This is a genomic window from Peptoniphilus asaccharolyticus DSM 20463 (assembly GCF_900176115.1).
GTDB lineage: Bacteria > Bacillota > Clostridia > Tissierellales > Peptoniphilaceae > Peptoniphilus > Peptoniphilus asaccharolyticus.
Genome location: NZ_FWWR01000011.1, coordinates 14,197 through 33,402 on the forward strand (window position 1 = coordinate 14,197; position 19,206 = coordinate 33,402).

Sequence of the window (19,206 nt, forward strand, 5' to 3'; positions counted from 1 at the left end):
AAAAAGATGACAGAATTTTTAACAGATATAGAGATAGCAAATTCCATTGAAATGGAACCAATAGTTGACGTAGCTGAAAGAGCTGGTCTTAAAGCTGATGATTTAGAACTTTATGGAAAATATAAAGCTAAAATATCTCTTGATGCTATTCACGAATTAGACAAAAAAGAAGATGGTAAATTAGTCCTTGTAACAGCTATAACTCCAACTCCAGCAGGAGAAGGAAAGTCAACTGTATCAATTGGTCTTTCTCAAGGACTTAACAAAATGGGTAAAAACTCAGTTGTAGCTCTAAGAGAACCATCTCTAGGACCTGTATTTGGCGTTAAAGGTGGAGCAGCAGGTGGTGGATATTCACAAGTAGTTCCTATGGAAGATATCAACCTTCACTTCACTGGAGACCTTCACGCAATGACAGCTGCTAACAACTTATTATCAGCTCTTATTGACAACCACATTCACCAAGGTAATGCTCTAAGAATAGACGCTAGAAACATTACTTGGAAGAGAGTTATCGACATGAATGATAGATCTATCAGAAACATTGTAATCGGAATGGGTGGAAAAGCTTGCGGATTTACAAGAGAAGATCACTTCATGATTACTGTAGCTTCTGAAATCATGGCAGCTCTTTGTTTAGCTAGTGGTTTAACTGACCTTAAAGAAAGACTTGCTAGAATGATCGTAGCTTACAACCTAGATGGAGAACCTGTAACAGCAGGACAATTAGAAGCTCAAGGAGCTATGGCTATGCTTCTTAAAGATGCTATTAAACCAAACATTGTTCAAACTCTTGAACATACTCCAGCTCTTATCCACGGTGGACCATTCGCTAACATCGCTCACGGATGTAACTCATTAATCGCTACAAAATTAGGACTTAAACTTTCTGATTACCTTGTAACAGAAGCTGGTTTCGGTGCTGACCTTGGAGCAGAAAAATTCTTCGATATCAAATGTAGACTTGGTAACCTTAAACCAGATGCAGTAGTAATCGTAGCTACTATCAAAGCACTTAAGATGCACGGTGGCGTAGATAAGAAGAACCTAAAAGAAGAAAATGTAGAAGCGTTAGAAGCAGGATTTGCAAATCTTGGACGTCATATTGAAAACGTAAAGAAATTCGGTCTTCCTGTAGTTGTTGCAGTTAACAAATTTGCATTCGATACAGAAGCTGAAGTTAATAAATTAATCGAAAAATGTGCTGAATACGGAGTAGAAGTTTCACTTTCTGACGGATGGGCAAAAGGTGGAGAAGGTACTTTAGACTTAGCTGAAAAAGTTGTTAGAGCTTGTGAACAAGAAAACAACTTCCACTACCTATATGATGTAGAAGCTTCAATCCCTGAAAAACTTAACACTATTGTTAAAGAAATCTACAGAGGAGCTAAAGTTACTCTTACAGCAGCAGCTAAAAAACAAGTTAAGAAATTAGAAGAACTTGGATTAGACAAAATGCCAATCTGTATGGCTAAAACTCAATTCTCATTCTCAGATGATAAGAATGCAGTAAACGCACCAGAAGGATTTGAAATCACAGTTCAAAACGTAAGAGTTTCTGCAGGTGCAGGATTCATCGTTTGTGAAACTGGTGACATCATGGTTATGCCTGGTCTTCCAAAAGTTCCAGCAGCTAACAAGATGGACGTTGATGAAAACGGTAAAATGGAAGGTCTATTCTAAGGAGGAAACATGTTAAAAGAACTAACAGTAGCAGGATTCGTAGCAGAAACATCTTCAGATTCTCCAGCTCCAGGCGGTGGATCAGTTTCAGCTCTTGCAGCAGCACAAGCAGCAGCTCTTCTAGGAATGGTTGCTAACTTAACTGTAAAGAGCAAAAAATATGAAGAAGTTCATGAAGAAATGCAAAAATACGCTGAAGAATTAAAAGAACTTGAATTAGATTTTGTAGAAGACATTGACAGAGACTCAAATTCTTTCAACGGCGTTATGGCAGCATTCAAACTTCCAAAAGAAACTGAAGAAGAAAAAGCTATCAGATCAAAAACTATTCAAGAAGAATACAAAAAAGCAGCAAGTGTACCTCTAAACGTAGGTCTAAAAACTCTTAAAATATTAGACTATGCAGAAGTTTTAGTTGAAAAAGGAAACTCTAACGCAATCACTGACGTAGGAGTTGGTCTATTAAACTTAAAGCTTGCTATCAGAGGAGCTTTCTACAATGTAAAAATCAACCTTGGTTCAATCAAGGATGAAGAATTCATCGCAGAAACTAAAAAGCAAATGGCTGAAGCTCTTGAAAAAGTTGAAGTAGCTACAGCACCTCTACTTGAAAAAATAGAAGCTGCAATAGAATAATAAAAAGCAATAAATAAGAGGGGTATATCCCCTCTTTTTGTTTAAAGATTTTTAAAGGTGAAGTATGAAATATTTACTTGTAGATATAGGTTCAACATATACAAAGCTAACACTCGTGGATGCAGAAAAAAGAGAAATAATAGCTAAAGAAAAAGACATAACCACTATAAAAACATCTGTGATGGATGGATTTAAAAATGCTCTTGGCAAAATGGAAAATAAAATTGGCAAAGTGGAATACGATAAAGCCATAACTTGTTCATCAGCAGCCGGTGGTCTTAAGATGGTGGCTGTAGGACTTGGGAAAAATTTGACAGCAGAAGCAGCTAAGAGATCAGCACTTGGGGCGGGAGCAAGAATGTTAAAAACTTTTTCTTATGAGTTGGACTTATCAAAAGTTAGAGAAATAGAAGAGTTAGACCCTGATATAATTTTGCTTTCAGGCGGGACTAACAATGGAAATAAATTTAACATAATCCACAATGCAAATATGCTTGCGAATTTAAATATAAAAGCGCCGATTGTAATAGCAGGAAATGAACAAGTTGCTGAAGAAGTAGCGGAAATTCTCTGTGATTTTGAAACATACACTACAGAAAATGTAATGCCAACGGTAAATGAATTAAATGCTGACCCAACAAGAAGAATTATCAGAGATATATTTATGCGTAGGATAATTTTAGCTAAGGGATTGTCTGAATATAGAGAAAAAGTTGGAGAAGTATTGATGCCAACTCCAGATTCAGTACTTCAAGCGGCAAGACTATTATCGGTTGGGACAGAAAACGAAGCAGGTCTTGGAAATTTAATTTTAGTGGATGTTGGGGGAGCGACAACAGATGTCCATTCTATAGGACATGGTCTTCCAACCAACAATGAAGTTAGATTTGAAGGACTTAAAGAAGCTTTTGACAAGAGAACTGTCGAGGGAGATCTTGGAATGAGATATTCTGCAATAAGTTTGTATGAGTCAGTTGGGGAAGAGGAACTCAGAGGATATTTTGAAGCAGATTACTTAGCTGAATGTAAAAAGAGAAGCGAAGACATAATGATGGTTCCAAAGACAGAAGAAGACAAGAAAATTGAAGCATCAATTGCCAAAGCATGTGTAAACCACTCAATAGAAAGACACGTTGGAAAACTTAGAAAAGAATATTCAAATGGAAGATATATATACTATCAAAGTGGCAAAGACTTATCTGAGTTCAACACAATTATAGGAACAGGTGGAGTATTAGTTCATTCAGAGGATCCAAAATTTATTTTGGAAACAAAAAAGGATTCTCTTTATCCGGAAAAGCCAATTCAATATTTAGATAGGGAATATATTTTATCAGCAATGGGACTTTTGGCAACACAGGACAAAGATTCGGCACTTAGCATAATGAAAAATTGCATACAAAAATTATAAAGGGGCTATTTTACAACAGCCCCCTTTTTTATAAATTACTTATTTCAAATTTATCACGATTTGCGTCTAAATTTTCAATAGCTTTTTCTCTATAAAATTCTTCTTTTTCAGTAAACAGTCCAACAAATTCATCGTTTAAGATATCTTGGTCAAGTTCTTTGAAAATTCTGTAGCCGGCAAAGTAAACTGTACCGAGAGCTCTTGGGTCTTCCATAGTGGCTGCGAATTCAAATGCATTTCTAAGGTGTGCTGAAGCATTTTTATAATTTTTATCTTCAACTTCGCAAAGTGCCATATATGAGTCGAGCACAGGTCTCTTCCAGAAGGAATCAAATTGGCCGTAAAGTGTGTAAGCTTTGTTGAATTCCTCTTTTGCAAGTTCCAGTTCGTTGTTTGCAAAGTGGGCTTTTCCCTTGTTTATATAGAATATAGATAGGGATGAAAGTGCACTTTTGTTTTTAGAAAGTTCAATCGCTTTTTCAAACTTGCCAATGGCTTCTTTGAATTCTAAATCTTGGAATCTAATTTCACCAATATAGTTGTAAGCCGCTGCTATATTGATTGCATATCTATTTGCGACTTCGTCTGTAACGGTGAATGTATTTATAGATTCGGTAAATAATTTTTCTGCAAGGAATGTGTTTCCTATCATCATATTGTAAAGACCTTTAAGTCTTAAAAGTATACCGATTTCTTTGTGGTAGTTGCATATTACAGCCAAATCTAAAGCTGATTCAATATATTCAAGCATATCTTTTGAGTTGTTTGTTTGAATATTGTAGAAAATCATCTGTTTGTATCCATCTAAGATGTAATCTTTGTTTCCGATTTCTTTGGCTTTTTCTATGACGTATTTTATATCTTCAAGACCTTCTTGGTAAGAACCATCTCTTATCAAGTAGCGACCCTTCATATAATAGAATTCAATTTCAAGTTGTTTAGCGTCTTCTTCGCTTTCAGCTTTCTTAATGCTTGAAAAGTTTTCTTCTAATTTATCAAACATTTCTTGAATTTTATCTCTTGAAATATATATCTTGGCGTCTTCGTCTAATTCTGAAACGTTTAAGATAGGGAACAATTCATGAGAGAAATTCAAATAGTAATTTAGAGTTTCTAACTTATATTTTATACTCTTTAAATTTTCTCCGGCACTTGAATAGTGGTAAACCAATTTTGAATAGGTGTATAGACTCTTGTCGTTTTTTAAATTAGCTTCTAAGAGTTGACCAATTCGCTTGTGTATAACTTTTTTCTTTGAATTAGCCTGAGTCATGTAGATATATTCTCTAAGTTTTGAGTGAGTAAACATAATGCCAGTATCGTCTTTATGTTCTCTTTCAGTTAGAATATTTGCATTTTCAAGATTTTCCAAAAGTCCTATGATGTCGAATTCACCTTGACCACTTATCTCTGTTACTTGAGAAAGAGGAGCTTCGTCATAGAAATAACTGACTATGTCCAGTAAATCTCTTTCCGGTTTTGAAAGATAGGCAAATCTTGATTTCATTGAGTCCATCATTTCGGGGGTCATAAGATTTGGCGCATCAGAAGATTTTAGCAGATTGATATATTCGGACAAGAAGAAAGAGTTTCCTTCAGTTTCGGAATATATTTTATCTATTAATTTATCTTCGAGAGATACTTCAGGCAGTGCTTTAGAAATGAACTCTGCAGTATCATCTCTTGAAAATCTATCTAACTCTATTTTTTCAAGTAGATCGTATTTTATCAAAGTGCTGACCATATCTTCGACATCTCTGTTGAATTGCCTTCTTGATGTCATAAAGAACATAGCTTCTTTGTTAAGTCTTAAGATAACAGAAGTCAATAATTTAATAGATGTTTGATCCATCCATTGAATATCTTCAAAGATTAGTATTAGATTTTGTTTTGCAGAAATTTTCTTTATTGCTTCTACTATGACTTGTGTAAGTAAATCAAAATTTAGCGGATGCTTGTTTTCTAATATAATTATGTCTTTAGCTGAGTCTTCAAATGCTGGGAATAATTTTTTAATTGTAATATCCCAAAAAGTAGGCAAAGGAATTTTAAATTCTTTTAACAGTTTGCCTATCTTTTCAATCATCACTCCGATAGGGCGGAGTGCATAATTTTCTTCAGCTTGATAACAAAAAGATTCTACTATAGTAGTATCTACGTCAATTTGTTCAAAAGCCTTTCGCTTAAGAGCGCTCTTTCCGATTCCGGCTTCACCATACAAGACTATGGACTTAGCTGTCTTGGTGTTTAAAGATTTTAAATTTTCTTGAATTGCAGCTAATTCATCAAATCTGCCGAAGAAATATTCGTCGTGTGATTTAGGTCTTTTATTATTCAAATTTATACGTTTAATTGACTCTTCATATATCTCTTTGGTTTCTAAATCTGGGCTAACACCAAGTTCATCTTGTAATAACTTGGTTAGGTTGTAATAGGTTTCTATAACTTTACCGTTTCGACCTGTTTTTTGATAGAACTTCATAAGAAGTCTAAAATTTCTCTCATCATATTCATCTATTTGAGTCAATTTGTTTATTTCTTTTTCGACATTTTCATATTTTTCTTCTGCAATGTCTTTTTCAAGTTTATCATAAGAAGTTGAAATGAACTTTTCTTCGAAATAGTTACGCATTTTAGTAACCCAGTATTCGTACGATTCAGCTTCTTTAATAAAAAAACCTTGTAGGAATTCACCTTTATATAAGTCTAAATTTTCTATTGGATTTTGGTTAAAGAGGTCTGCATCGCATTGAATATCTAAATTTTTATCTATTTCCAAAACGGATTTTTTAGGTGATATTATAAAATCAATTCCGACGCATTTCTTTGCTTGATAGATAGCATTTCTGAGATTCTTTTTTGCTGTTTTTTCGTTTTCATCCGGCCAAAGTAGATTTGCAATTTCATCTCTAGTAATAAATTTATTTAAAATTAAATAGTAAATTAGAGCGTTTATCTTACTATAAGGAAATAATATTTGTTCTCCATTTAAATAAAACTGAGGAACTCCAAATAATTGTAAGTAGATTTTATCCATTTTTTCACCTCTCAAGTCAATTTTATTCTATGAAAACATTTAAGTCAAATAAATAACTAACAAAAAGTAATTTTTAGACGTAAAATGAAGTTAAACAAAAATTTAGCGTATAATATGAAGAAATTTGATGGATTAAATAAATAAAAATAATTAGTAAAAATATAGAAAATTATAGTTTAACGAGAAAAATGGGTTTGGAAAATGTTTTTACAGACGTTAATTAGACGATTTAAACAAAAAATGCTTATTTTCATATAGATTGCATAAGAATATCTTATAACGTTATAACAGAATAAAACGAAAAGTGATAAAATATAAGTGGTCAAAGTTTATATCCGTTGACATCTAATTGATGGATATCAAGTATACTTACACCATGGGAAACGAGTAAATAAAAAAAGGAGGAACTTATATGATATTATTTAATCCCGTAGTTATATCAGTTTTAGTAATGTGCGCTCTTTGCTTGCTAAAATTCAACGTACTTTTATCAATCATAGTAGCAGCAATGGTAGCAGGATTTTCTGCTGGAATGCCACTAGTAAATGGCGACGAATCAATAATGAACTTATTGATCGGAGGAATGGGTGGTAACTCAGCCACAGCGCTTAGTTACATATTACTTGGATCTTTTGCAGTTGGTCTTGCAAGAAGTGGTTTAGGAAAGATTTTATCTCAAAAGATTGCAAAGGTTTTATCAGGTAAGAAGATGTTCTTAATTTTTGCATTAGCAGTTATTTCATGTTTTTCACAAAACTTAGTACCTGTACACATTGCATTCATACCTATATTAATTCCACCACTACTAACTCTATTCAATAAACTTAAAATTGATAGACGTGCAATAGCTTGTGCTCTTACATTTGGTCTTAAAGCACCATACATTACATTACCTCTTGGATTCGGTTTAATTTTCCACCAAAACTTAGTAGATAATATAACTCAAGCTGGTCTACCAATTGCTGTTTCAGATACAAAGAGAGTAATGTGGATAGGCGGTCTTTCAATGTTAGTTGGTCTTATATTCTGTGTTCTATTCTTATACAGAAAAGAACGTGAATATGAAGATCTTCCAATAGTAGGAGCTGAAGAAGATACAGGAGAAGCTGTTATGTCTCGTGAATCTTGGGGAGCTCTTGCAGGATGTGTAGTTACAGCTGTTATATCAGCAGTTACAGAATCACTTCCACTTGGAGCACTTGGCGGACTTCTAGTAATGCTTTTAACTGGTTGTATCAAACTAAGAAACTTAGACGACATAATTAACGGTGGTATAGGCATGATGGGATTCATCGCATTCGTAATGTTAGTTGCATCTGGTTATGCAAACGTACTAAGAACAAGCGGTGCAGTTCAAGAACTTGTTGACGCAGCAGCAGTTTATATGTCAGGTTCAAAAGCAGTAGCAGCATTTATTATGTTACTTGTTGGTTTATTAATTACAATGGGTATAGGTACATCATTCGGAACTGTTCCGATTGTAACAGCTATATATGTTCCTTTGGGACTTCAAATAGGGCTATCAACTGGCTCAATTATACTTTTAATTGGTATAGCAGCAGCTCTAGGAGATGCAGGTTCTCCAGCATCTGACTCAACTTTAGGACCTACATCAGGACTTAATGCAGATGGACAACACAATCACATTTGGGACACTTGTGTTCCTACATTCATAGCTTATGACATATTCCTAATCATAGGTGGGGTTATAGCTACAATTATACTTGGATAATTGAAATTAAGATGTAGTTTTCAAAAGAGGACTGCATCTTAATCAATTTATAAACAAATTTATCAAATTAAGAAAGTATTATTTTAATAAGATAAAGTATTTTAGGAGGAAAAAATGGAAAAAGTAATTTTAAATGGTAGAGATTTAACTCTTGAAGAAGTAGTAGCAGTTGCAAGACACGGCGCTAAAGTTGAAATAGCACCTGAACAAGAAGAAGCTGTAAAAGCATCTCGTGCAATAGTTGACGGTATTGTAGAAGAAGAAAGAGTAGTTTACGGAGTTACAACTGGTTTCGGTTCTCTTTGTAAAGTAAGTATCTCTAAAGAAGATTCTTCTCAACTTCAAGAAAACTTAATCAGAACTCACTCAAGTGGTTTTGGTGAACCATTAAAAGAAGATGAAGTTAAAGCTATCATGCTTATCAGAATCAACTCACTAGTAAAGGGAGTTTCTGGAATCAGACTTGAAACAGTTCACACAATTCTTGATATGTTAAACAAGGGAGTAGTTCCTCATATTCCTGAAAAAGGTTCTTTAGGAGCAAGTGGAGACTTAGCACCTTTAGCTCACATGGTACTTCCTATGCTTGGACTTGGAAGAGCATACTTCAATGGAGAACTTATGTCAGGTAAAGAAGCTATGGAAAAAGCTGGTGTTGAAGTTATAGCACTTCAAGCAAAAGAAGGTCTTGCACTAATCAATGGTACAACAGTTCTTACAGCTATCGGAGCTCTTGCAACACATGATGCAATCCAACTTCTAAAATTATCAGACATCGCTGGAGCACTTTCATTAGAAGCTCACAGAGGTATTATAGATGCATTCTATGAAAAACTTCACACAATCAGACCTCACAATGGATGTTTAGCAACAGCTAAAAACATGAGAGCATTAACTGAGGGTTCAACTTACCTAACTCACACAGCTGATATAAGAGTACAAGACCCTTATACATTAAGATGTATCCCACAAATCCACGGAGCAAGTAAAGATACAATAGCTTATGTAAAAGAAAAAGTTGAAATCGAAATCAATGCAGCAACTGACAACCCAATCATCATTTCTGACACAGAAGTAATTTCTGGTGGTAACTTCCACGGAGAACCAATGGCACAACCATTTGATTTCCTAGGAATTGGAGCATCTGAAATTGGTAACGTATCTGAAAGAAGAGTTGAAAGATTAGTAAACGCACAACTATCTGATTTCCCTTCATTCTTAGTAAAATACCCTGGTCTAAACTCAGGATTCATGATCACTCAATACGCAGCAGCAGCTCTTGCATCAGAAAACAAAGTATTAGCTCATCCAGCAAGTGTTGACTCAATCCCATCTTGTGAAAACCAAGAAGACTTCGTATCTATGGGAACAATAGCTGCAAGAAAAGCAAGAGATATCGTTGCTAACTCAAGACGTATCGTTGCTACTGAAATCATGGCAGCAGTTCAAGCTATCGACTTCAGAAAAGAAGAAGGATTCAAACTTGGTGTTGGAACTCAAGCAGCTTATGATGCAGTAAGAAAAGCTGTAAGCTTTATTGAAAATGATAAAGACATCGAAATCTATGATGAACTTGAAAAAATGACAGAAGCTCTTGTAAATGAATCTATAGTTAAAGCTGTAGAAGAAAAAGTAGCTCTTGACATTAAATAATTAAGTTTATAATTATACTTCCTAGAATTCTAGGAAGTATTTTTTATGGCTCTATGTCAAATATTGGGGAGACTCGTTAACTCGAGTCTCTTTCTTTATGTAAAAATGGGCACATAGACGCTAATAAAGATATCAAAACTAAAATAGCAAAAAACAACTAAAAATAAGCATAGCAAATAAAACCCCTAGGGGTTTTGCAAATTTTCCCGTTTTCCTAATCTATACTTACATGAAAACATAATTCTTTTTCTAAACAAGTCAAAATTTCTCATACCAAAACAATTTCTTTTTAATGTTTTTATCTTTGCATGAGTTCCTTCAAGAGGTCCATTTGACCAAGAGTAATCAAATGAATTACATATTTCTTCAAACCAGTTATTAAAAGAAGTGATACAAGATTTAAATTCTTTTAATTTTGATTCATCTGCTCTTTTTATCCATTCTCTTAAAGCTTTTTTAGCTCTAGTTTTGTTTGGCTGACTAAGTACATACTGGTACCCACAGGGCACACAGTAGAACAATTCTTTTAACTTGTATGCTTCTTTTAATTCCTTGTTAAGTTCAATCATAAGTGATACTTCATTAGCTTGTTCTGAAGTTAGCTTAGAGGCAGGTTTTGTAATTAAACTCTTACTTCTTTTAAAATATTTCCTAAGCTTTGATGATACATCCTTTTGTATTCTCTTTCTAACATTTTCTAATGCCCAGGATACTTGTCTTATGAAGTGGTACCTATCTATGATATGTATTGCGTTTTTAAAGAATGATTTCTTAACTGATTTAAATGCTTTAGACATATCACTTACAAAAAATTTAACATTTCTCTTTTCTATACTAGGAATCCTTTTAAAATATTCAGCTAAAGAACTTTTATCCCTTGAAGGTAAAATATCAATAATTTTATGAGTATCACCATTAAGAAGAGAAGTCTGATACCTGTTATTACCACTATCACCTTTAAATTCGTCTATACATAATACTTCTGATAGCCTATCTCTAGAAGCACTTAAACAATTTAAAATTCTTAATACTGTGTTTGAAGAAACATTATACCTATTAGCAATAGAAGATATAGAATACACCTCATCAAACTCAGAAACAATAGCAAAAACAAGTCTATTGGTCATAGTATGACCTTTGGCAATAAAATCAAGATTCCTCTCAAAACGAGAACCACAAGACTTACAATCATATCTAGTTTTCTTTAAGAAAATCAAAGATTTCTTACCTCGGATGTGAGTATCCCTAATCTTTTGAATTCTATGATCATGAACCCAAATCTTTTTAGAACCACAATGAGGACAAATAGACATCTTAGAAACAGAAGCGTGAACATTAACAAAATTATTACTCTCATCAACACTATCAAAAACTACATCTTTAAAACCAAACAAATTCATGATATTATTATTTTGCACTTATATGCACCTCCAAGCTTTGTTGTTGATTACTTAAAGTTTAGGACTAAAAGCGTATAAGTGCAATTTTTTTGCAGATAATTTATCATAACAAGTGCAACATAAATAAACTCATAGCTAATCAGCTGTGTTAATATGTAAGTGACCAAACAAAACATATTAAAAGGAGTGATTAACTATGAGCTATAACCATCTTACCATAGAAGAAAGATCTTGTATTTACCAATTTTTAAATTTAGGAATGAGTATAAGGAAAATTGCACAAGCACTTAAAAGGTCACCTAGTACAATATCTAGAGAAATTAAAAGAAATTCATCTAAGATAAAAGTTAGTAGGGGAAGTTACACTAAGTACTTTCCGATAAGGGCAAATGATAAATATATTGATAGAAGAAAAGACTGCCATAGAAAAAGTAAATTTTCTAAAGATGTTATTGATTATTTAACTGTAAAGATTAACGAACATTGGTCCCCTGAACAAATATCAAATAGAAACACAAATGAGATTCATGAATTACCATCTACATCAACGATATATAGAATGATACACGCCAAAAAGCTGCCAAAAACTAGTATGAAAAATTTGAGAAGAAAAGCTAAATTTAAAAGGCCAGCAGAAAAAAGAGGAAAATTCAATGATAAAGGTAGAACAATTAAGAAAAGACCTAAAGAGATATACAGAAGGCAAGAATTAGGCCACTGGGAAGCAGATACAGTGGAATCAGGCAGATTAGATCATAAAAGGAAAAGTAGATGTTGTTTCGTAACTTTAGCAGAAAGAAAATCTAGATATTATATAGCAATCCTAGTTGAAAATAGAAAGTCGGAAAGCGTAACACCAGCAATAATAAATGCATTAAAAGATTATCCAAAAGAATTAGTAAAAACAATAACCTTTGATAGAGGTAAAGAATTTTCAGAATTTGAGAAAATAGAAAAAGAATTAGGATGCAAAACTTATTTTTGTGATCCCTATTGTGCATGGCAAAAAGGTACAAATGAAAATAGTAACGGACTTTTGAGGGAGTTTTATCCTAAGGGTATGGATTTATCAGAAGTGAATATTGATGAATTAAATTATAACTTAAGTTTAATGAATAATAGACCTAGAAAATGTATAAAATATAAAACACCTAAAGAAGAACTTTTTGGTCTCTTACCATAGGTGTTGCATTTGATTTGACAATTCGTCTGCATAAAAATATCTGTTAGGGATTTACTCCCCAACAGATATTATAGAGCCTATTAAAACCATTTTCCAAATCGTTGACTCGAAAAAAATAAAATGCTACCATACTTAAAACAAATAATAAATTTAAACGAATAAGAAGAAGAGTACCTTTTGAGAATGAGCAAAGAGAGCTTCGTTGTGGTGAAAGAAGTGGAGTTTGAAATCGGGAACATGGCCTTCTTATGGACTTGCTAAATAGTTAGGCAAGTACGGGATTGCCCGTTACAGCAAAGGGTATTGATAGATACCTATTGAGTTTATTAGTGTGAGCTAATAAAAAATTAAGGTGGTTACACGAGCTTTCGTCCTTATACGAGAGCTCTTTTTTATTATCTAAAGTAGAACTGAAATATTGGAGGGATAGTATGCCGTTAATAATACCTAAAGATTTAATTGGAGAAGATGTACTTAGCAGAGAAAAGATTTTTACGATGGATGAACAAAGAGCATCTACGCAAGATATAAGACCTCTAAAAGTTGCTATTGTAAATTTAATGCCAAAGAAAAAGGAAACTGAATTGCAACTTATAAAGATGTTGTCTAATACATCATTGCAAATAAATATAGATCTTATAAAAATGGGCTCTTATGAACCTAAGAATACTGAAGCTGAACACTTAAATAAATTTTATAAAACATTTGATGAAATAAAAAATTCTAAATACGATGCGATGATTATAACCGGAGCTCCTGTAGAAAAGTTGGAGTATGAAAAGATTATCTATTGGGATGAGTTAAAACAAATTTTGGACTATGCAAAAGAAAATGTATTTTCAACTATGTTTATATGTTGGTCAGCTCAAGCTGCTCTTTATCATTACTATGGAATTAAACATAATGTGTCAGAAGAAAAAATATTTGGGGTTTTTGAATTTGAAAAGGAAATAGATGACAAAATTTTAAAGGGAATTGACGATGAATTCAGTGTGCCGACGTCAAGATATACCTATGTAAAACCTGAACAAGTAAAAGATATAAGTGAATTAAAAATTTTGGCAAAGAGAGAAGATGCTGGAGTGGGAATTATAGTTAGTGAGGACTATAGATTTATTTTTAATTTTGGGCATTGGGAATATGATAGAGAAACCTTAAATGATGAATATGTTAGAGACTTAAACAAGAACTTGGATATAAAATTGCCTGTAAATTACTACCGAGGAGATGATGTAGCTAAGGGAATAAAGGTGAGCTGGAAAGCTGCTGGAAATTTATTCTTTTCAAATTGGTTGAATTACTGCGTGTATCAAGAGACACCATATAACATAGAGGAGATAAAAAATAAAAAAGTTGCTAAGTTTGGTGGCTCGTCACTTAGTGATGCAAGTCAATTTTCAAAAGTAAAAAATATAATTGAGTTAAAGAGTGAGAGTGATGTGGTTGTAGTTTCTGCTCCCGGTAAGAGGAACAGAGAGGACACAAAGGTTACGGATAGTCTAATAGACATTGCAAATTTAAATTTAGAGACAAGAGATTTATCTAATTTGATAAGGAAAATGGAAATAGAATTAGCAGAAAAGAGAAGTGAACTTAAAAGTAATTTAAATGATGTTAAGAAAAGATTTTATAATATAGCAAAAGAACTTAAAAGTGAAATCTGCTTTGATGAAATAGATTGTGTTTTTAAATCTATAAAAGCCTCTGTATCGAAAGAATTTATAGTTAGTAGGGGTGAATATCTAAATGCAAAGTTAATGGCGGATTATTTGAATTATGAGTTTGTAGACGCTAAGGATTTAATCGTATTTAATGCAGATGGAAATGTGGACTATGAAAAGAGCTATTCAAAGATAGTCGAGGTGATAAGTTGTAAGTCAAAAGTTGTGGTGCCAGGATTTTATGGAAGTGATGAGTTTGGAAACATAAGGACATTTAAGCGTGGGGGTTCTGACTATACAGGTTCTATAATAGCTAGTGCATTAAATTCAGAAATTTATGAGAATTGGACGGACGTTGATGGTATAATGACAGGAGATCCTAAGTTAAATAAAGATGCAAAGACTATAAGGAACATGAACTATCAAGAGTTGGTGGATATAGTGAACTCCGGGGCACAAGTGTATCAGAAGGATGCAATAGAGCCGGTTAAGAGCAAGAATATAACTATAAGAATACTAAATACAAACTCGCCAGATGATGAGGGAACGATAATAAAAAACTAAATTAAAAAAAGTTTTGAAAAAGTGTTGACAAGGTAGGGGGTCTCCCTTATAATAAATAAAGTAGTTCGTCGATAACGATGGATTGGAGAAGTACTCAAGTGGCTGAAGAGGCTCCCCTGCTAAGGGAGTAGGGTTCGAAAGGGCCGCGAGGGTTCAAATCCCTCCTTCTCCGCCAATGGTTTGGGCCTTTAGCTCAGTTGGTTAGAGCGCCCGGCTCATAACCGGTAGGTCCTGGGTTCGAGTCCCCGAAGGCCCACCATTATATTTTTAAAATATAATATACCCAAACCATTTGCCCAGATAGCTCAGTCGGTAGAGCAGAGGACTGAAAATCCTCGTGTCGCTGGTTCGATTCCGGCTCTGGGCACCAAAGAGACAATCTTTAAAGGTTGTCTCTTTTTTTGTGCTTGCAATTAGGTAAGAAAAGTATAAAGATAAGTATAAATATTTTATGATAAGGGAGTTGTGTTATGGGAACTTTATTGTTTAAAAATGTACATAAAATAGTAACTTGCAACAATAGCGATGCAGTTTTAGAAAATGTGAATATGTTTGTGGAAGATGGGGTTATAAAATCTTTAAATAGTGAAGAAAATAGTGCCGATGTGGTGGTAGATGGTAAAGATTTGATAGTTTATCCAGGACTTATCAACACACATCACCATTTGTACCAAATTTTAACTAGAAATTTACCGCAGGTGCAAAATTTAGAGTTATTTGATTGGCTTAATGTACTATATGAAATTTGGAAAAATCTAACAGAAGATTCAATATACTACAGTTCGATGTCAGGGCTTTCTGAACTTGCAAAATATGGTTGCACAACTGTATTTGATCACCACTATGTTTTTCCGGAAAATAGCGAGAATTTTATAGAAAGACAATTTGAAGCTGCCGAGGATTTGGGAATACGTATGGTGTCTTCAAGGGGGAGCATGGATCTTAGCAAAAAAGATGGGGGGCTACCTCCGGATTCGGTAGTTCAAAGTATAGATGCAATAATGAGAGATTCGGAAAGAATAGTTAAAAAGTTCCACAATCCAGAGAAGTATTCTATGAATCAAGTTGTGTTGGCACCTTGTTCACCTTTTAGTGTAACAGCGGATTTGATGATAGAATCTGCAAAGTTGGCGAGGGATTTGGGAGTTAGACTTCATACTCACCTTGCTGAAACTAAGGATGAAGAGAATTTTACACTATCTCAAAGAGGGGTTAGACCTTTAGAATATATGAGACAGTTGGGCTGGCTTGGAGATGATGTTTGGTTTGCACATGGCATACACTTTAACAATGAAGAACTAAAAGTGTTGACGGAAACTAAGACAGGTGTGGCTCATTGCCCTTGTTCAAATATGAAATTGTCTTCAGGTGTGGCGCGTGTACCGGAAATGCTAAATTTAGATGTGCCACTTGGGCTTGCAGTAGATGGAAGTGCAAGCAATGATGGTTCAAGTATGCTTGAAGAGATAAGAGTTGCATATTTATTACACAGATTGACATACCACGATAAAGCTCCAACAGGATATGATATTTTAAAAATGGCAACTCGTGGAAGTGCAAGGCTACTTGGAAGAAAAGACATAGGCTATTTAGCAGAAGGTATGGCTGCAGACTTCTTTGCAGTAGATAAAAACAGATTGGAAATAGCCGGAGCGACATTTGATGTAAAGAGTATGCTTGGAACTGTTGGAATAAAAGCTCCTGTGGATTACACAGTTGTAAATGGAAAGGTATTGGTAGACAAGGGAGAGCTTGTTGGAGTAGATGAAGAAGAACTTTCCATGAAAGTTTATCAAGAGTCAAAGAGAATGCAATTTTAAACAGAATCGTTTAAAGTAAGGTGGGTTGCATAATATTAACTGAACAGGAGTGATATATAGACACGAGAAAAGGAGGATAATACCATGATAGAATATCATAACAAAATCACAGCACTATACTCCCGCCTTTCAGTTGGTGACGAAGATAGAGACGGTGGCGAGAGTAATAGTATTGTAAATCAAAAAGCATTTTTAGAAAGATATGCAAGAGATAAAAAGCTGATAAACATTCGCCACTATATCGACGATGACGAAAGCGGTAGGTTCTTTGACCGTTCCGCTTACACACAGATGATAAGCGATGTAGAACAAGGTAAAATCGGTATTGTCATCATGAAATACATGACAAGATGGGGAAGAGATTATCTTCAAGTAGGAAATGCGATGGAGATATTTAGAAGAAACAATGTACGCTTTATCGCTATCAATAATGGAATAGATAGCATTGACCAAAACACATTGGAATTTGCCCCCTTTATCAACAGTCAGAGTGGTATGCAAGAGACATCAGCAAGAAAGTAAAGACAGGAATAAAGACCAAAGGAGCAGACGGAAAGCCTGTCGCAACAGAAGCCCCATACGGCTATATAAAAGACCCTGAGAACAAAGATTATTGGATCGTCGATAAAGAAGCTGCCGAAGTTGTAAAACTCATTTTTAGGCTATTTATGGAGGGGAAAAACAGAAATCAGATAGCTGTTTACCTGAAAGAAAAAGAAATACTAACTCCAACCTTTTATATGAAACAGCAAAACAGAGGAACAGCAAAAAACAAACCACTAAACCAAGAAAACAGATATAACTGGAACAAAGCAACCATAACACGCATACTGAAAAGACAAGAGTATTGTGGTGATGTAGTCAACTTCAAGACCGAAAAGCATTACAGAGATAAGAGAAACCATTATGTAGATAAAAGCAAATGGCAAATAACGGAAAATGTCCATGAGCCGATAATAGATAGAACTACCTTTGAAAATGTAGAGCGTATGTTAAAAAATGCACCTGTAAAAAGACCAAATGGAGATGGAGAAATTCACGCACTTTCAGGCTTGATGTACTGTAAAGATTGCGGAACAAAAATGCACATTCGCACCATACACAAAAATGGAAGAGTACAGCATGTAACCTATTGCAGTGAATATGCCAAAGGGAAAGCAAAGCACCCCAAATGCAACTCCCCACACCGCATTGATGTTGATGAGGTTATGGAAAATATCGCAGAAGTCTTGCGAAAGATAGCACAGTATTCTTTGGAAAACAAAGCAGAATTTGAGAAACTTGTAAAAGAGAGTCTGTATAAAGAGCAGACCGAAGAAGTTAAGAAAAATCAAAAGCGTATGCCCCAAATCACAGACCGAATGGAACAGATAGAAAGAGTGATGAATAAGCTCTATGAGGATAATGCACTTGGAAATATGGATACAGAACGCTATGAACAGTTATCAAGAAAGTATGCAGAAGAATATTACACCTTAAAAGCAGAAAAAGAAGAAATCAAAGAACGCTTATCCGAATGTGAAAATGCAAACAAAAGAGCAAAGAGATTTATCAGACTTGCAGAAAGCTATTCCAACTTTGAAGAACTTACCCCAACCATTATCAATGAGTTTATCAGTAAAATCGTAGTCCATGAAAGAGATGTAAAAAGAGCAAAATATGTTGTTCAGCGAATAGAGGTTTATTTTAACTATATCGGAAAATTTGAAAATGAACTGACAAAACAGATAGAGCCGACAAAAGAAGAAATGCTACAGATGAGGGAAGAAATAGAAGAAGCAAAGAAAGAAAAAGCACGAGCGTATCGTAGGGCATATGACTCCCCTACAACACTCTTACAAAAAAAGTTAAGACCTACACAGAGCAGTTACAGGGAAAAGAAAAAAGGATAACAAAAAGAAAGAGTTCCTATTTAAAGCTGTGAGAAAGAGTATAAATATGGGATACTATTAGTAGTAATACAGATACATAAATTTGAAGTTAACGAGGTGATTTTATGAAAGGATTATCTATAATTGTATTAACGTTTGTTTGTGTTTTGTATCTTTTCGGTTGTATGAAAGATGATAAAAAAAATTTAGAATTGCCATTTGAATCTTCTGATATCAAAAATATTGAAATGTTTAATTATGAAGGTGTTCCACAAAATGCGAGAAAGAAAATTGTTACAAAGAAAAAAGATATACAGCATATACATGATGTATTCCAAGGATTAGAGTGTGAAAAAAAGAACTTGATAAAAATGCTGATGCTTCGGTTTTAAGTTTTCGTTTTAACCTCTCTGATGGAACAAGTTATGAACTGATTTATACAGAATCTAGTGTTAAAAACGGAACACTATGTTCAAACTTAGAGAAAGAAAATTACTTTACAAGAGCTAATATTGGATGGCTTTGGTCTAATCTAAATAAAGAACTTATTACAGA

General features: G+C 34.0%; 11 protein-coding genes, 3 tRNA genes and 1 pseudogene. 13 read left to right on the forward strand and 2 right to left on the reverse strand.

Annotated features, from left to right (window positions below):
• The first annotated feature begins 6 nt into the window (after positions 1-6).
• From B8869_RS07740 to glmL, 3 genes are all read left to right on the forward strand, one after another.
• Positions 7-1,683 (forward strand): formate--tetrahydrofolate ligase, encoded by a 1,677-nt coding sequence (locus tag B8869_RS07740; protein ID WP_084231093.1) that lies wholly within the window; start codon positions 7-9, stop codon positions 1,681-1,683.
• A gap of 9 nt (positions 1,684-1,692) precedes the next feature.
• On the forward strand, positions 1,693-2,319 hold the full coding sequence (locus B8869_RS07745) for a cyclodeaminase/cyclohydrolase family protein (protein WP_084231094.1): 627 nt from the start codon (positions 1,693-1,695) through the stop codon (positions 2,317-2,319).
• 64 nt (positions 2,320-2,383) lie between these two features.
• Positions 2,384-3,730, forward strand: coding sequence for a methylaspartate mutase accessory protein GlmL (gene glmL / locus B8869_RS07750; RefSeq protein WP_084231095.1), 1,347 nt, complete (start codon positions 2,384-2,386; stop codon positions 3,728-3,730).
• A gap of 28 nt (positions 3,731-3,758) precedes the next feature.
• Here glmL and B8869_RS07755 read toward each other — a convergent pair whose 3' ends face one another.
• A complete protein-coding gene (locus B8869_RS07755) occupies positions 3,759-6,767 on the reverse strand; it encodes a BTAD domain-containing putative transcriptional regulator (protein ID WP_084231096.1) in 3,009 nt (1,002 codons plus the stop codon).
• 412 nt (positions 6,768-7,179) lie between these two features.
• On the opposite strand from B8869_RS07755, the gene B8869_RS07760 reads away from it, so the two are divergent.
• Positions 7,180-8,499, forward strand: coding sequence for a Na+/H+ antiporter family protein (locus B8869_RS07760; RefSeq protein WP_084231097.1), 1,320 nt, complete (start codon positions 7,180-7,182; stop codon positions 8,497-8,499).
• A gap of 114 nt (positions 8,500-8,613) precedes the next feature.
• Positions 8,614-10,152: a histidine ammonia-lyase gene (gene hutH, locus B8869_RS07765; RefSeq protein WP_084231098.1), complete on the forward strand. Its 1,539-nt coding sequence runs from the start codon at positions 8,614-8,616 to the stop codon at positions 10,150-10,152.
• A gap of 185 nt (positions 10,153-10,337) precedes the next feature.
• Here hutH and B8869_RS07770 read toward each other — a convergent pair whose 3' ends face one another.
• A complete protein-coding gene (locus B8869_RS07770) occupies positions 10,338-11,570 on the reverse strand; it encodes an ISL3 family transposase (RefSeq protein WP_234989815.1) in 1,233 nt (410 codons plus the stop codon).
• Between the two features lie 178 nt (positions 11,571-11,748).
• On the opposite strand from B8869_RS07770, the gene B8869_RS07775 reads away from it, so the two are divergent.
• From B8869_RS07775 to B8869_RS07810, 8 genes and pseudogenes are all read left to right on the forward strand, one after another.
• On the forward strand, positions 11,749-12,735 hold the full coding sequence (locus B8869_RS07775; RefSeq protein ID WP_084231100.1) for an IS30 family transposase: 987 nt from the start codon (positions 11,749-11,751) through the stop codon (positions 12,733-12,735).
• A 431-nt stretch (positions 12,736-13,166) separates the two neighbouring features.
• Positions 13,167-14,960, forward strand: a complete 1,794-nt coding sequence (locus B8869_RS07780) for a homoserine O-acetyltransferase/O-succinyltransferase family protein (protein WP_084231101.1) — start codon at positions 13,167-13,169, stop codon at positions 14,958-14,960.
• An 84-nt stretch (positions 14,961-15,044) separates the two neighbouring features.
• Positions 15,045-15,135, forward strand: a tRNA-Ser gene (locus B8869_RS07785).
• A gap of 7 nt (positions 15,136-15,142) precedes the next feature.
• A tRNA-Ile gene (locus B8869_RS07790) sits at positions 15,143-15,219 on the forward strand.
• Positions 15,220-15,254: 35 nt separating this feature from the next.
• Positions 15,255-15,330 (forward strand) — tRNA-Phe (locus B8869_RS07795).
• Positions 15,331-15,430: 100 nt separating this feature from the next.
• The gene (locus tag B8869_RS07800; RefSeq protein WP_084231102.1) at positions 15,431-16,780 is read left to right on the forward strand and encodes an 8-oxoguanine deaminase; all 1,350 of its coding nucleotides are present in this window, start codon (positions 15,431-15,433) and stop codon (positions 16,778-16,780) included.
• A gap of 84 nt (positions 16,781-16,864) precedes the next feature.
• Positions 16,865-18,601 (forward strand): annotated as a pseudogene (locus tag B8869_RS07805) (recombinase family protein); the annotation flags it as partial.
• A gap of 175 nt (positions 18,602-18,776) precedes the next feature.
• On the forward strand, positions 18,777-19,043 hold the full coding sequence (locus B8869_RS07810) for a hypothetical protein (protein WP_084231103.1): 267 nt from the start codon (positions 18,777-18,779) through the stop codon (positions 19,041-19,043).
• Positions 19,044-19,206 lie beyond the last annotated feature (163 nt).

Bases quoted from the DNA above. Each gene is read 5' to 3' on its own strand.
- B8869_RS07740 (WP_084231093.1), top strand. From the start codon at position 7: ATGACAGAATTTTTAACAGATATAGAGATAGCAAATTCCATTGAAATG.
- B8869_RS07745 (WP_084231094.1), top strand. From the start codon at position 1,693: ATGTTAAAAGAACTAACAGTAGCAGGATTCGTAGCAGAAACATCTTCA.
- glmL (WP_084231095.1), top strand. From the start codon at position 2,384: ATGAAATATTTACTTGTAGATATAGGTTCAACATATACAAAGCTAACA.
- B8869_RS07755 (WP_084231096.1), bottom strand. From the start codon at position 6,767: ATGGATAAAATCTACTTACAATTATTTGGAGTTCCTCAGTTTTATTTA.
- B8869_RS07760 (WP_084231097.1), top strand. From the start codon at position 7,180: ATGATATTATTTAATCCCGTAGTTATATCAGTTTTAGTAATGTGCGCT.
- hutH (WP_084231098.1), top strand. From the start codon at position 8,614: ATGGAAAAAGTAATTTTAAATGGTAGAGATTTAACTCTTGAAGAAGTA.
- B8869_RS07775 (WP_084231100.1), top strand. From the start codon at position 11,749: ATGAGCTATAACCATCTTACCATAGAAGAAAGATCTTGTATTTACCAA.
- B8869_RS07780 (WP_084231101.1), top strand. From the start codon at position 13,167: ATGCCGTTAATAATACCTAAAGATTTAATTGGAGAAGATGTACTTAGC.
- B8869_RS07800 (WP_084231102.1), top strand. From the start codon at position 15,431: ATGGGAACTTTATTGTTTAAAAATGTACATAAAATAGTAACTTGCAAC.
- B8869_RS07810 (WP_084231103.1), top strand. From the start codon at position 18,777: ATGAAAGGATTATCTATAATTGTATTAACGTTTGTTTGTGTTTTGTAT.